Genomic DNA, 13536 nt, shown 5'->3' with positions numbered 1-13536 from the left:
TACTTCTTATAAATTTGATTTAAGACAATAGCTGTTCTGCTTTCTTTTTTTTAGCCCTCTTATCAGATGCTACTGCGAGCATAATAAAACCAGAAGATATGGATAAAAACGCAATCCACATTAGTATGCTCCACAACATATTATTAGGATAAACTGCCAAGCCTTTAGGCACCGTTACCCTTGTATTTTCACCTGTATCTAATAAAGTCTCCCTAAGTTTTATTAACACATTGGTTTTTTCTAAAGCACTTTCTGATTTCAAATTCTGAAGCTCGTTTTGGCTTGCTTTTAAATTTTTATACCAAAAATCAATGTCTTCATCTGGAGTTTTCCATAAAACGGAGGTATATCCGCTTGTGATATTATTAGATTCTAAATAATCTATCACTTTAGTCAACTCATCATTTGCTAACTCGATTGTATTGGCATCTGCTGCTCTTTTTAGATACCCAGAGACGTTTTGTTTAAATTGTATTTTTTTGGAAATTCGTACTCCAAAAATCACAAGCGATACTGCAATCAATAATATACTTATTATACTTTTCATTCTGGTATCTCTTTTATTTTCAATTTTTTATCAAAAACATCTGTTATTTTTTAAACTAAGGTCTCAGAAGATTGACACTGATATGAATATATGATGTCCATAAATCCTAGCTCCCAGCATCGATCTGCATCATTGCATCTTCAACCTCGTGTACTAGTTCATCAAAATGTGCTAATCGTTTCGTTTCTCTATTTCGATTAAATGGTAAATCGATATTAATATGTTTTACAAAATGCGAGGGTGCATGTTTCATAATATAAATATCATCCGCTAAATAAACCGCTTCCTGTATATCGTGAGTGACAAATAAAATCGTAGGACTAAATTTTTCCCAAATACCAATCAGTAAATCTTGCATCTGCAATCGAGTTTTGATATCCAATGCTCCAAAAGGTTCATCCATCAATAAGATTTCTGGATTAGACATTAAACTTCTTGCTATAGCTACACGTTGTAATTGCCCTCCAGAAAGTGTAGGATACTGTGCATATTTTTTTTGATGACCATCTAATCCAACTAATTGAATCATTTCCATGGCCTTTTCATCACGTTCTTTCTTAGAGATTCCTTTAAAACGGAGTCCTAAACCTACATTATCCAACACCGTCATCCACGGCAACGAAGAATATTGCTGAAACACCATACTCACTCTATTCTCCTTGCTTACAGGTTTTCCTTTTACCAAGACCGTTCCCGAAGTTGGTTCCTGTAATCCTGCGATATATCGTAACAAGGTGGATTTACCACATCCAGACATGCCTAATATGACAGAAAACTGTCCTTGCATAGGTTTATCTTCAACCAATAGGTCGAGATTTTCTATAATTTTTGATTTCCCACCATCATAAGATTGTGATACTCCACGTAATTCTATAACATTAGGAGCCTGAGGGTTATCTGTAAACTGTAATGCCATATTAGTGTTTGTTTCCTTTATTAATGTGTTTAAAAGGGAATAATATCCTATCAATCATCACAAAAAGTCGATCTTGTAATATTCCTATCACTACAATGATAATTAGTATTGCAAAAGCTTTATCGATTCTACTTTGTCGTTTTGCAGTCCAAATCAACTCTCCTATTCCTCCTCCTTTATTCAGCATTTCTACAATAGTAATATAGGTCCAGGAAATGGCGGTCAATACTCGGATATCATCAATAATTTTAGAGAATACATAAGGCATATATACAGTTCTGATCGTTTGCCAGGAAGTAGCTCCCAACGTAAAAACAGTATTTAGATATACATTCTGGACCTCATCGATCCGCTGTATGACGACTGGTATCAAGTATACAATAATACCAAATGCCAGAAAAGATACTTTCATATCACTACCTAATCCTAACCACATGATAAAAATACCCGTTACCGCGGTTAACGGAATAAAACGATACGAATTGATAATCTGACTAAACAAACCTCTAAATAATGGGATCAATCCTAATAAAAAACCAATAGGAATGGATACCAAAATAGCCACCAGATATCCCAGAAAATTTAATTTAATTGAATAAAAGGTATTTCCTATTACATCGTCATTTTGATTTAAATCTGGAAAAGCTTTGATCACCTTAATTGGAGATGGCAATAAAGGATATACTTTGTTTTTCTTAAGACCAAAAGATGTCAATTCCTCGACACTCATTTGTTCTAATGCATCATAACTAGCCACTAAAAGTGAATCATTTTCGTAATACTTCCGCTCGCTTTGAGCAATCTTAGAAATATCTATTGATTCATCCTGTGTAATAACAGAAGTGGATAGAAACTCAGCCAACAGAAACCACAAACCTATTAAGATTACCGCACCTATTGCAGTAAGAATAGCTTTATCCTTTGATTCTAAGTTTCCTCTAAGTTCAAATAGTTTTTTGATCCCTACCATTAGTCTACTACTAATTCAAAATCTGTTCTTCTGTTTTTAGATTTACAATCTGCATTTTGATTTCGCTCACATCCAGGAACTGGTTTATCAGGACCATTACCTATGATAATAAATCTATTGGTAGGCATACTATGCTGTCCTATTAAATAGTTGGCTACAGATTGTGCTCTTTTTTTAGATAATGCTACATTGGGACCTCTAGAACCAACATTATCCGTATTTCCTTCAATTCTAATACGTGCATTGGCAAATGCCTTGGCAATCGGTGTAAACTGAAGATCTATTAATTGTTTAGAGTTCTCGTCTAACTGGAACTCTCCTGTTCTAAAACTAATACTTACTTTCTTAGAAGACAATGATTCTTTTTTTGCCAATTCATCATTCACTGCAGTAAATTGTTTCTGCTGTTCTGCATTATGAGAATTCCCAGAAAGTGATGTTTTATTTACTAAGTCTTTCGTAGATAACAATCTCCAACTTTTTGCTCCAGCAGTACTGTATCCAAGATTATTATACTTCACCTTCATTTTATTATATAAATCTTCTCCAGTAACTCCACTATAACTTGGATTTAATCCAAAGAAATCTTTATTATCTCCATGAGTTGCTAATCGCACATTATTGATAGCATCATAACAGAAATCTTCTGGCTGAGACAATCCTTCTGCAAGAATCTTAGCAGCTTTTCTTTTATTACTATCCGAATTGTTTAATTCTGATGCTCCAATCATCCATCCTTCATAAAGATCCTGTAATTGTTCTTTGTGAGTTTCTATAAATTCTTTTTTAGACACAAAAACATCCGCAATAATATGGGTTGCATTTTTGGTACTTTCTAATACTTTAGAACCAGCTACTTTACTTACACAATCTGCATCATCTGGACTCCAAACTACTGCTGCATCTACAGTATTACTTTTAAAAGAATCTGCCGCATCAATAGCACTTGGCACTTCTATCAATTGTACATCTTTGGTTGTCATGTCACTAGCTTCTAGCAACCAAATCAGGAAAGAATGCGACGGCGTCATAGGTGCTACCGCAATTTTCTTACCTCTTAGATCACTTACTTTATTGATCCCTCTGGCTGCTACGATGGCATCTCCTCCGCGACTCCAATCTGCTTGAAATACAACTTGCGGTTGGTATTGTGATAATCCTTCTACTTCTGTTGGGAACGCATCAATAGTTGCCCACATTAAATCTATAGAACCATTCTTAAAAGCATCTCTCGAAGCATCGAAATCGTCAATAACTTCAAAATTTACTTTAAATCCATAATCTTTATAAAATCTGGAAGCAGTATTTGCTTTGAATCCTTCATTGAAATATTGCCCTCCAGCATATCCTCCCCAAGTTACAACTCCAACATTGATGACATCTTTATATCCTTCTTTAGTTTTTCCTTTATCAGAAGAAGAAGTAACTTCTTCAATCTTGTCCTTTACAGCAGGATCTCTTAGTTTATTTAATAAAAAGTATAGTCCACCAATAATTAGAACTACAATTAAAATTTTTGAAAACGGTGTTAATCTTCCTTTTGCCATGATTTTTGATTAGTGTTATTTTTAATCCTCAAAATTAAATAAATCCGAGTATTGATTATTTTGGGTTTTAGTTTTTACAATGGGTGCATCAAGATCTACACTGTGTTGATCGTGTACTAATAAATCCTTTTGATTTCCTAAAATAAGAGAAACCCCTTCATTTTCCCATTTCTCCAGTAATTCTAACCCTTCTTCTTCGAATATCCCATTCTGTAGGTCTATAGAATCCATAAAGTTATTAGACATTTCCATGAAACGTTCCATCTCTCCAATTTTCATACTTACATCATCAGCGATTGCCTCTAATGCACGATCAAACATTTCTTTCTTGTCATTGTTACCTGCAATAATATTCATTGCAGATTTCATTGCAGAATGCCCTGCGCGTACTGCCTTTCTTTCCTGTTCCTTCACCATTACCTGATCTTCAATATCCTCTAGTAATATCTCAGAATTCTCATACATCTTGATCAGTACTCTATATAAGATTTCCATCTTTTTATAGAGTTCATCAAGTTTCATATTAGATTCTTTCAATCTACCAGCCTTTCTGGATTTAAGGATCATAATTCCTTTTTTATCCTTTTCTTTCGCAGCACTCGCTAACTTCAGGTTGTTATTGATATTCTTTTTATTATCATAGATAATCGTTTGCAAACGCTTCATTTGCCCTTTTAGAGAAGCAATCTGCTTATTCATCTTCTTTAGATTATCATGAAGATCTTCGATATAACTCTTTAGAATTCCTATTGGATCTATCTGAATAAAAATACCTGTTAACCATCGCATAAAAGATTTATACATATAGAAAATCAGGTTTCTCATCTTAGGATCTAATACAATATAGATTAGCGCTCCTAATACGGCTAATAGAACTCCTAAGTATAAAGTATTTTCTACAATGGTAATTAAAAACGGAAGCACCTTGTATAATCCATACAATCCTCCTGCTCCTAATAGCCCCATAAATAACATCCCTGTTTTACCTTCAGGTCTTTTCCAAAATGTTTTTGGTTTTAATGAGTTGTTGTCCATTTATTTTAAGTATTTCTGCATTTTTACAATATCTTCTGTGAACTGAGATTTAAGGTGATCATAAGACACTTTAAAATCATTTTGTGTTTTATTAATCTTACTATTACTCTCTTCTACTTTAGCTTTTAAATCCCCTATCTGTTGCTGATGTTTCGCAATTTCTTCTGTCAGTTTTTTAATTTGTTCTGACTTTTCTTTTATAATAGATTCAAACTGCGCAATTTCTCGTTCTCTTCCTGATACCTTATTATCAAATTGGCTTTTAAAAGCTCCTAAAAACTGTTCATTTTCTTTATCTAAAACACCAATATAAAAATTAGTAGTCTTCAGTAATTTTTCTAATGTTACACCCATCGTAGCAGCTGTAGCAAACGCTGAGCGATATTTTGTTGCCTCATCCATCGGCATTTTTTCGAGCGCTTTAAGAGACTTCTTATATTCAAGATAATCAAACCCATCTAGATTATTCTTCTCAATAGCTTGCAATAATTTCTCTACTATTTTGGTATCCAAGACACCTTCTGATGAAGTATTTACTGAGGTATTAGGAATCGGAGGTGGCGTTGAAGCATCAGGTTTTTTATCCGAACTTACATCAGTATTTTCTTTTGATTCTTCAGGTTTTTTATTTTCTTCTTCAGAATCATCAACTATAAATAAGGATTTTAAGTTTTTTAGCATGGTTAGTGAATTTAAACAAATTTAAAAAAATAAGTGTTCTATAAAGGTTTAAGATAGATTTTTCCGCTTATACCTATATATTATTGGTATCATCTATGATCAAAACGTTACAATTAGGTCTAAAAGTGGTCATTTAACTATACGATCCCAAGCTATTTTTAATCCAAATAGTAATGCCAAAAAGAATACTATTAAGTATTGAAATCTTCCTACGAAGAATACTCCAAAAAACATTCTCTGTAAAACATACGTAATTACAAAAGTTATAATTACCAGTATAAACAATCCAGATAGTTTTCCAAAGCCTGGGATCTGAGCCATTGGAATAGTTTTATTAATTATAATCAAAGTGATAATCATTGCTATTAAAGGAACGAAATATGCAATCAAATCTACTTGAAGTAGGTTTGTTCTTAAGAAGAAAAAACTATACAAAATCAAGATCAAAGCCAGCAATCCTGGAATTGTTACCGCATAAATCAAAATTCCGTAAAAATAATTGATAGGTGGTTTAAAATTACTTTGCTTTACAAAAAGTAACCCTATTAAAGAAATAGCTATAATTATTACAAAATAACTTAGCACTACATTTGGATTATCTCCAAACCAATTGATAAAATCTTGAACTGTCATTAAAGATAAAAGTACAAATATAGTTTTACATGTTACTATGTATTTTTAATAGAAATATTACCTAAAATGATTCTAAACTTCTTTGTTAATACAAAAAACACATTGAAAATTTGGATTATTTGACTCTTTTATATCATATTTGTAGTGTAAATGACTGGAAATAGAGCACATATTAATCCGAAATCACTGTTTAGTCAGTGTGATTATCGATGGATAACAGAATTATCCTATCGAGAACGGGCGTTGTGTAGCTATTTTTAATCATTAGATATGAAGTGATTTAGATAAAAACTATATAAAACTACAAGCGTTCAAGAAATTGGACGCTTTTTTTATTAATTTTTTTTGAAAAAATGTTTAAAAGTTAATTAGTACATAAAGAATAGTATTTGGAAAGTAAGCATCAGGGAGACAGACGATTGCCAAAATATCCAAGATTCGTTGAAAAACGAACAGGTATTTCTATGCTTAAAAACAACCATAACTAACTGATTATCAGAAAAATAAAATCAAAAAATATTTGGAAATTAAAAAAATGTTTTGATCTTTGCATCGTAATCATAACGCAATTAAATACCAGTAATGATTATATAACTAATAAAATAAAGAATTAAAAATGATACCGAATAATTTACAACATAGTGTAAGCCGACTCTTTAGCAAACAAAGAGAATATTGTTCCGATTGGAATATATATGGTGTCTATTATATAAAAAGGAAATGTATGTGCGTATAAAGCAACATACAAAAACAATATATATAAAAGGCGCCCGAATAAGGCGCCTTTTTTTATTCACATAGTTCATTGACATACTGAAAACCAAAATTGACACGTAGCTTAACTGGAAAAGCACTCGACTTTTAATCGAGGTGATGTGGGTTCAAATCCCTCTGTGTCAACTTTAAGGAAGAGCAAGCCAATTGGCGGTGGCCGCAGTCTTGAAAACTGTTAGGAGCTAATGACTCGTGTGGGTTCGACTCCCACTTCTTCCGCAAGGGAGAATAGGCAAATATTGGTTCGTTGTGCTTGTCTGCTAAACAAGTCTGCATAACTGCAGTGAAGGTTCAATTCTTTTATTCTCCGCACTATTGATACTGTAGCTTAACTGGCAAAGCTGGGAGCTGTTAACTCTCAAGATGTAAGTTCGAATCTTACTGGTATCGCAAAAGACAAGGTGGCTGAATGGCAAAGGCAACGGACTGCAACTCCGTTTTTTATGAGTTCGAATCTCATTCTTGTCTCAATTTCAAAATAGGAAATTCGCTGGAGTTGGAGAGCCAGGGCAGTCTGAAATGAGGAATCGAATTCAACGAATCCAAAATAAAAAAACAGCCTTTGAGATAAAAACTGTTGCGAAAGCTGAATAAGTTCGAATCCTATAACTCCCACTGATTATTCATAAATCACAATTAAAAAGTATCGTAGCACAGTGGCTAGTGCACCCGACTGTCTCTCGGAAGGTCGCGGGTTCGAATCCCGTCGGTACTGCTATATCTGGGAAGATAACGGAGGTTGTTTACTCGCCTTGGACGCGAGAGGTCGCAGGTTCGAATCCTGCTTCTCAGACTAGATTTATATCTATGGTGTAATTGGAAGCACAAGGGATTTCTAATCCCTAAGTCTAAGTTCAAGTCTTAGTAGATATACAAAAGCTCTATTAGCATAGTGGTAGTGCACCTGGCTTTCTACCAGGCGACAAGGGTTCGATTCCCTTATAGAGTACAATTTTATATGTAATGCAGGAATGGCGGAACTGGCATACGCACTTGATTTAGAATCAAGGTTTTGAGAGTTCGAATCTCTCTTCCTGTACAAATGCTCCGCTAGCCCAAATGGAAGAGGCATCTGGTTTAAGCCCAGTTCAGTCTAAGTTCGAACCTTAGGTGGAGTACAAAATAGGCTCATGGTGTAAATGGAAGCACCCAAGGTTACGACCCTTGAAGTATAGGTTCAAATCCTATTGAGCTTACAAATTGACCTGTGATGTAACGGTAGCATCCAAGACTTTGACTCTTGGTGTAAAGGTTCGAATCCTTTCGGGTCATCAAAATAAGGTATAACTCAGTGGTAGAGTACCGCGGATATATCGCGGGAGTCTTGGGTTCGATTCCCAATACCTTTAAAACAATAGAAATCAATGAACAATTCAGAGTATGTACATAGTACTATTTTTAAACTTTACTTTTAATTCCGAAAAATATTGCAATTCCTCCAGTAAAGAACATTAACAAACTATATACTGCTGGGGCAATTGCAAAAGAAGTATTATGAAGTATTGCGATAGCGATGGATATAGCCAAAGTACCATTTTGAATCCCTGATTCTATAGAAATTGATATAGCCCCTTTACGATGAATTCGAAATAGTTTTGCAGAATAATAACCTATGGTCATTGTCAATATATTTAGTAATAGGGCTACTAATCCAGCTTCTTGAAAATAAGAAATGAAATTGTCTTTTTCTTTGATTAAAATACCAACAATCACCAGAGCAAGTACTAATGCAGAGGCTATTTTTACTGGTTTGTTCATTCTTAAGGCAAAAGGTTCATTATATTTCCTAATAATCATACCAATGCCAATCGGTACAATAATAATCACTAAGATCTGTATAATAGTTTCTATTACATCCAACTGAATAGTTTGATCTTCTGATAAAAAATAAAACAACGAAAAATTAACTATAAACGGTATCGTAATAATTGTAATCAAACTACTACATGCGGTAAGTGTTACAGACAAAGCGATATCTCCTTTAGCGAGATGAGATATCAAATTAGAAGTTGCTCCACCTGGACACGCCGCTAATATCATAATCCCAATTGCTATTTCAGGTTTTAATGAAAGTAAAGATGCAAGAAGAAAACCTACAAGTGGTAAAATAATAAGCTGATTAGCCAAACCAACCAAAATGGCCTTTGGATAAATAAGTATTCTCTTAAAATCAGCTAATACAAGAGATAACCCCATCCCTAACATAATGATAAATAAGGATGCGGCTAAAATAATCGTCGATATATTATCCATACACTTTGTTTTCCAATCTATGGACTAATATAAAGATTTATTTATCAAAATTCTGAACACCAAACAATTCAAAAAGATAAAATGGTGTCTCTAGCTTATCAGGTAAAGCATCTCACTGTGAATGAGAAGAATAGGGTTCGAGTCCCAGAGTACACCCTACAATAGGAATAGTAGCAAAGTTGGTCAATGCATCGGATTGAAGCTCCGAAGATACAGGTTCAATTCCTGTCTGTTCCACTAAAAATCAAAATTTAAAACTATGAAAAACAATTTATTACAAAGGTTTTTATGTAAAACCGAAGATACAGGAAGATTCATAGTTCAATCCAAAATTACTGGTATTACCTACTTCGTAGAACCAATAGATAATGGTAAACCAGATAAGCTTTGGGGCGATCTGGATCCTGTTACAAAAAAACTTACTGGTGATTACGGAAATTCCAGAAGAGGAGCTGTAAAGAAAGAAGATTCTTTAATTCTGAAAGAAAATGGATTTAAAAACATCTCTATTTTTCAAGGTAGCCCTCTAGGAGAAATAGACAGGCGTGATCATCAATATGAACTATTAAATAATCCATAATTAAAATATGATGTAAAAACGAATATCATGAAAACACAACTTACCATTACCAAAAGAAAAACAAACAGTATTATAAAAAATATCGGAAAACTATTTATTAAATGGGGTTCTGCATATGTCAGCGCTACTAGTAAAGCACTATATCCAGATGCAAATACTCCATCTAGTGAACATGATAAAAATCGCATTTTTTATAAATAAATAATTACTACGCAAATACATTGCGCTTATACATTAAACATTTGCATAGTAATTAAGACAAACCTTTGGTATTAAAGGGGAAAACAAATAAAGGTTTGTTGTAGTGCCCTGCTATTATATGAGGAATGTAGCAGGGCTTTTGATAAAATAAAAAATATGAAAACTAGAAAAGAGTCAGAAATTATAAATGTAGATCAATTTTTAGAAAGTAATAAAGACTTCTGGCAAGATTTAGAAACAGAATGTGTTGCTGAATGTTGTGGTATTGATGCTTTCGATTTTTCGCAAGAAAATCTCGAAAGAACAATTAAATTTTATAATTCTAAAAAAATCCTGTTGAATATAAATCGGGTAATTGAGTGTATTGAAAATAATTCCTCAAAACTAGTATGTAGTTCAATTTTAAATCATTGTGTTTCAAAGATAAGATTCATTGAACTTTTTAAAAATATCAAGCAAGTCTTGTTGGGTGTTTCTGTATAGCACTATTGTATGAAGTATTGCAAATTTGTATGACCACTTCATATTCAACTTGGCTTGAAGGTTTGTCTATTTGCCAAAAAATAGTCTCAACTCTATTTGTCATGGGTTCGAATCCCGTCGGGACCACTAACAATATTTTAAAAAATGGTCCCGTAGCTCAGTGGTTAGAGCAATAGATTTTTTAGGTGTCGCGGGTTCGAATCCCGTCATAAGCTTGAAGTAAAACTTCTTGGCTTTTGTAGCTCAGTTGGTAGAGCACTACACTTTTAATGTAGCCAAAATGGACTCAAAATCCGTTTTTATGAAGTTTGGATTATCTTCTAAAACTAATCCTCAGCCTGTCGAGCTGTAAAAACGATAAAAATAGTGATTGCCAAATCCGTTGTTATCATACTCTTGTGATAAAAACAGTCTTGAAGGGACTTTGAGGTAATAGTAATGCTACTATTTAAAACCATTACTTTTTTGTATTAAGGTTTAGGATTAGGACACCTTTCTTAGGTATTCATTCCTTAATCTCTTTATTAAAAACTAATTGAGGAAAATATAACATGCTATTATTTCCGTACTAGAAAGATGATTTGCTTTCACTGTTTTTTAATTATAAAAAAATGAATCCCTTAAAGTTTTTTGTATTCAGAACAAAGGGAATGTTTACAAAAATATACTTCAGTAATGTGATGAATAAGCGCACTGAAATGAAGTAGATAATACCTCCGTTACAGGATTATCATCCAATTAATGTTTAATCTGTCTGTTAGAAAACAGACGCAAAAATTAAAAAAATGAAAAGAGTAAGAATCAATGCTGGAAAAGTAGGCTTGGTTTTCAGAAAAGGTGATTATAAGCGTGTAATTACGCATGGTATCCATTGGTTAGGGTTTACAGAACATGTGATACAATATGATCTTTCTAAACCTTTTGCCGTGCCAGTAGCATTAGAACTCTTACTACAAGATAAGGAGTTGGAGGATATGCTACATCTAATTGAGGTAAAGGATAATGAAATCGTATTAGTATATGAGAATGGTAATTTCAAAAGTGTTTTTACTGCTGGTAGATACACTTTATGGAAAGGATTATACAACTATGAGTTTACTAAGGTAGATCTTAGTAAAATATATATTACCGAAAAGATTGATAAGTCTTTATTTAGCAACTATGCTTTCAATAAATACATTAGAGTGTTTGAAGTTGCTGCTTATGAAAAAGCTGTATTAATCGTAGACGATGTATATGCAAAAACATTAGATAGCGGTACTTATCGTTTCTGGAAAAATGATACTACGATCAAGATTGCTAAAGTAGATTTACGTCAATTGCAATTAGAAATCGCTGGTCAAGAATTGTTAACCAAAGACAAAGCTGCAATTCGTATCAATTTCTATACACAATACAAAGTTGTTGATGTCGAAAAAGCTTTACTAGACAACAAAGATTATAGTTCACAACTATATATCGCGATGCAATTAGCACTTAGAGCTTTCGTAGGAAATTACACGCTTGATGAGCTTTTAGAACGAAAAGAAGATATAGCAAATGCCGTATTAGATACGACTAAAAGTCAAGCAATCAAGTTAGGTGTAAAAGTATTGAATTGTGGTATCAGGGATATCATCTTAACTGGTGAAATGAAAGAAATCATGAACCAGGTATTGGTAGCACAAAAGAGAGCTCAGGCTAATATCATTACTAGACGTGAGGAAACAGCATCTACCAGAAGTTTGTTAAATACGGCAAAACTAATGGAAGATAATGAAATGCTCTACAAATTAAAAGAAATGGAATATGTAGAGAAAATTGCCGATAAAATCGGAGAAATCACGGTTTCTGGTAATGGAGGTATTGTAACACAATTAAAAGACATATTCTCTATGAATAGGTAGGTGTGAAAAAATGCACGGATTATAATGATCCGTGTATTTTTTAATCTGTTACAAAATATCTTTTAGAAAATTATTCATTATGCGGTAGGGTATTTCATACTCCTTTTGTTTTAGGTATATAAAAAGAAAATAATAATCAAAAATTACAATTATTAAGTTCATATACTCAATAAAAATAAAATGAATTGGCACAACCTATTGTTTAGCAAGCTTTACAATACTAAATGCACATCTTGGAGGGAATAGTATTTAAAACGTAACTCTTACTAAAAATTAATTAGAATTGTCCAATTCACTACATAATATTGAAATATTATAATTTCTATTGTAATTATTAAAATACAGTATAATAGCTAACCAATTCATGAAAAAAACTAGACTTTACAACATCGAAACAAAATTCTATTTCTTTGATAATTATCAAATTGATTCAGATAAACTATTGAATATTCTTTAAAAAATGTTAATTTATTAACTTTATCTAATCTAATAATCGAAGATCTAAACTTTAATCAACGTTGGAAAACAAAATAAATATTTGTGAAGAAAAGGTATATGAGCAATTGTATCGGGAACATGCAGAAAAAATATGCTACTATATTTACTATAAGTATGGAGATATGGAAAAAGCCCAAGACATTGTGCAAGATAGTTTTGCAAAATTATGGGTCAATTGTTCTAAAATCATTTTTGGAGCAGCCAAAAGTTTCTTGTATAAAATTGCAAATAATGCCTCTATTAATGATGCTATACACCAAAAAACAGTATTGAAATATAAATCAATACCAAAAAAAACATATACCAATGAATCGCCAGAATTTCAGATGGAAGAAAAGGAATTTATGGAGAAATTAAATGTAGCGATTAGCGATCTAAAAGAAGGACAAAGAGAAGTGTTTCTCTTAAATAGAATTGAAAAGAAAACATATAGAGAAATTGCAGAAATGCTTGGTATTTCTGTAAAGGCTGTTGAAAAAAGAATGCATGTTGCATTGGTAACTTTAAGAAAAAAAATAGGGAATATTTAAAC

General features: G+C 32.7%; 13 protein-coding genes and 14 tRNA genes. 19 read left to right on the top strand and 8 right to left on the bottom strand.

What is annotated here, in order from left to right:
• Positions 1–19: 19 nt before the first annotated feature.
• The 7 genes from QBK95_RS19030 to QBK95_RS19000 form a co-directional block, all read right to left on the bottom strand.
• A complete protein-coding gene (locus QBK95_RS19030) occupies positions 20–547 on the bottom strand; it encodes a hypothetical protein (protein WP_280936140.1) in 528 nt (175 codons plus the stop codon).
• A gap of 106 nt (positions 548–653) precedes the next feature.
• On the bottom strand, positions 654–1463 hold the full coding sequence (locus tag QBK95_RS19025; RefSeq protein ID WP_280936139.1) for an ABC transporter ATP-binding protein: 810 nt from the start codon (positions 1461–1463) through the stop codon (positions 654–656).
• A gap of 1 nt (position 1464) precedes the next feature.
• The gene (locus QBK95_RS19020; RefSeq protein WP_280936138.1) at positions 1465–2433 is read right to left on the bottom strand and encodes an ABC transporter permease; all 969 of its coding nucleotides are present in this window, start codon (positions 2431–2433) and stop codon (positions 1465–1467) included.
• Positions 2433–3980 carry a phosphate ABC transporter substrate-binding/OmpA family protein gene (locus tag QBK95_RS19015; RefSeq protein WP_280936137.1) on the bottom strand — a complete coding sequence of 516 codons (1548 nt, stop codon included), beginning with the start codon at positions 3978–3980 and terminating at the stop codon, positions 2433–2435. Before QBK95_RS19015 ends, QBK95_RS19020 begins: the two co-directional genes overlap by 1 nt.
• A 21-nt stretch (positions 3981–4001) precedes the next feature.
• The gene (locus QBK95_RS19010) at positions 4002–5015 is read right to left on the bottom strand and encodes a hypothetical protein (RefSeq protein WP_280936136.1); all 1014 of its coding nucleotides are present in this window, start codon (positions 5013–5015) and stop codon (positions 4002–4004) included.
• Positions 5016–5696, bottom strand: a complete 681-nt coding sequence (locus tag QBK95_RS19005; protein ID WP_280936135.1) for a hypothetical protein — start codon at positions 5694–5696, stop codon at positions 5016–5018.
• Between the two features lie 129 nt (positions 5697–5825).
• On the bottom strand, positions 5826–6329 hold the full coding sequence (locus tag QBK95_RS19000; RefSeq protein ID WP_280936134.1) for a hypothetical protein: 504 nt from the start codon (positions 6327–6329) through the stop codon (positions 5826–5828).
• 827 nt (positions 6330–7156) lie between these two features.
• Here QBK95_RS19000 and QBK95_RS18995 point away from each other — a divergent pair.
• From QBK95_RS18995 to QBK95_RS18940, 12 genes are all read left to right on the top strand, one after another.
• A tRNA-Lys gene (locus QBK95_RS18995) sits at positions 7157–7229 on the top strand.
• A gap of 6 nt (positions 7230–7235) precedes the next feature.
• Positions 7236–7322 (top strand) — tRNA-Ser (locus tag QBK95_RS18990).
• Positions 7323–7326: 4 nt separating this feature from the next.
• Positions 7327–7413, top strand: a tRNA-Ser gene (locus QBK95_RS18985).
• 7 nt (positions 7414–7420) lie between these two features.
• Positions 7421–7493 (top strand) — tRNA-Asn (locus QBK95_RS18980).
• 5 nt (positions 7494–7498) lie between these two features.
• Positions 7499–7571, top strand: a tRNA-Cys gene (locus tag QBK95_RS18975).
• Positions 7572–7745: 174 nt separating this feature from the next.
• Positions 7746–7818, top strand: a tRNA-Asp gene (locus QBK95_RS18970).
• Positions 7819–7824: 6 nt separating this feature from the next.
• Positions 7825–7896 (top strand) — tRNA-Pro (locus QBK95_RS18965).
• Positions 7897–7981: 85 nt separating this feature from the next.
• Positions 7982–8052: transfer RNA gene (locus tag QBK95_RS18960), tRNA-Glu, on the top strand.
• 16 nt (positions 8053–8068) lie between these two features.
• A tRNA-Leu gene (locus QBK95_RS18955) sits at positions 8069–8142 on the top strand.
• Between the two features lie 85 nt (positions 8143–8227).
• A tRNA-Arg gene (locus QBK95_RS18950) sits at positions 8228–8299 on the top strand.
• A gap of 5 nt (positions 8300–8304) precedes the next feature.
• Positions 8305–8375 (top strand) — tRNA-Gln (locus tag QBK95_RS18945).
• 6 nt (positions 8376–8381) lie between these two features.
• Positions 8382–8452: transfer RNA gene (locus QBK95_RS18940), tRNA-Ile, on the top strand.
• Between the two features lie 49 nt (positions 8453–8501).
• Here QBK95_RS18940 and QBK95_RS18935 read toward each other — a convergent pair.
• On the bottom strand, positions 8502–9356 hold the full coding sequence (locus tag QBK95_RS18935) for a bile acid:sodium symporter family protein (protein ID WP_280936133.1): 855 nt from the start codon (positions 9354–9356) through the stop codon (positions 8502–8504).
• A gap of 164 nt (positions 9357–9520) precedes the next feature.
• Here QBK95_RS18935 and QBK95_RS18925 point away from each other — a divergent pair.
• From QBK95_RS18925 to QBK95_RS18895, 7 genes are all read left to right on the top strand, one after another.
• A tRNA-Phe gene (locus tag QBK95_RS18925) sits at positions 9521–9593 on the top strand.
• Positions 9594–9615: 22 nt separating this feature from the next.
• Positions 9616–9936: a hypothetical protein gene (locus tag QBK95_RS18920; protein ID WP_280936132.1), complete on the top strand. Its 321-nt coding sequence runs from the start codon at positions 9616–9618 to the stop codon at positions 9934–9936.
• A gap of 27 nt (positions 9937–9963) precedes the next feature.
• On the top strand, positions 9964–10137 hold the full coding sequence (locus QBK95_RS18915; RefSeq protein ID WP_280936131.1) for a hypothetical protein: 174 nt from the start codon (positions 9964–9966) through the stop codon (positions 10135–10137).
• Positions 10138–10293: 156 nt separating this feature from the next.
• Complete coding sequence (locus tag QBK95_RS18910) at positions 10294–10620, top strand: DUF6331 family protein (protein ID WP_280936130.1); 327 nt, start codon at positions 10294–10296, stop codon at positions 10618–10620.
• A gap of 231 nt (positions 10621–10851) precedes the next feature.
• Positions 10852–10949: transfer RNA gene (locus tag QBK95_RS18905), tRNA-Lys, on the top strand.
• Positions 10950–11405: 456 nt separating this feature from the next.
• Positions 11406–12506 carry a slipin family protein gene (locus QBK95_RS18900; protein WP_280936129.1) on the top strand — a complete coding sequence of 367 codons (1101 nt, stop codon included), beginning with the start codon at positions 11406–11408 and terminating at the stop codon, positions 12504–12506.
• 518 nt (positions 12507–13024) lie between these two features.
• Positions 13025–13534, top strand: coding sequence for an RNA polymerase sigma factor (locus QBK95_RS18895; protein WP_280936128.1), 510 nt, complete (start codon positions 13025–13027; stop codon positions 13532–13534).
• The last annotated feature ends 2 nt before the right edge of the window (positions 13535–13536 follow it).

Origin of the sequence: Aquimarina mycalae, from assembly GCF_029906345.1 — a bacterium.
Taxonomy (GTDB): Bacteria; Bacteroidota; Bacteroidia; order Flavobacteriales; family Flavobacteriaceae; genus Aquimarina.
Note: the sequence above shows the minus strand (reverse complement) of the source record. Positions and strands in the feature narration are given on the sequence as shown.

What these genes read in the sequence shown, in the direction of transcription:
- QBK95_RS19030 (WP_280936140.1), bottom strand. Translation starts at nt 547, where the DNA reads ATGAAAAGTATAATAAGTATATTATTGATTGCAGTATCGCTTGTGATT.
- QBK95_RS19025 (WP_280936139.1), bottom strand. Translation starts at nt 1,463, where the DNA reads ATGGCATTACAGTTTACAGATAACCCTCAGGCTCCTAATGTTATAGAA.
- QBK95_RS19020 (WP_280936138.1), bottom strand. Translation starts at nt 2,433, where the DNA reads ATGGTAGGGATCAAAAAACTATTTGAACTTAGAGGAAACTTAGAATCA.
- QBK95_RS19015 (WP_280936137.1), bottom strand. Translation starts at nt 3,980, where the DNA reads ATGGCAAAAGGAAGATTAACACCGTTTTCAAAAATTTTAATTGTAGTT.
- QBK95_RS19010 (WP_280936136.1), bottom strand. Translation starts at nt 5,015, where the DNA reads ATGGACAACAACTCATTAAAACCAAAAACATTTTGGAAAAGACCTGAA.
- QBK95_RS19005 (WP_280936135.1), bottom strand. Translation starts at nt 5,696, where the DNA reads ATGCTAAAAAACTTAAAATCCTTATTTATAGTTGATGATTCTGAAGAA.
- QBK95_RS19000 (WP_280936134.1), bottom strand. Translation starts at nt 6,329, where the DNA reads ATGACAGTTCAAGATTTTATCAATTGGTTTGGAGATAATCCAAATGTA.
- QBK95_RS18935 (WP_280936133.1), bottom strand. Translation starts at nt 9,356, where the DNA reads ATGGATAATATATCGACGATTATTTTAGCCGCATCCTTATTTATCATT.
- QBK95_RS18920 (WP_280936132.1), top strand. Translation starts at nt 9,616, where the DNA reads ATGAAAAACAATTTATTACAAAGGTTTTTATGTAAAACCGAAGATACA.
- QBK95_RS18915 (WP_280936131.1), top strand. Translation starts at nt 9,964, where the DNA reads ATGAAAACACAACTTACCATTACCAAAAGAAAAACAAACAGTATTATA.
- QBK95_RS18910 (WP_280936130.1), top strand. Translation starts at nt 10,294, where the DNA reads ATGAAAACTAGAAAAGAGTCAGAAATTATAAATGTAGATCAATTTTTA.
- QBK95_RS18900 (WP_280936129.1), top strand. Translation starts at nt 11,406, where the DNA reads ATGAAAAGAGTAAGAATCAATGCTGGAAAAGTAGGCTTGGTTTTCAGA.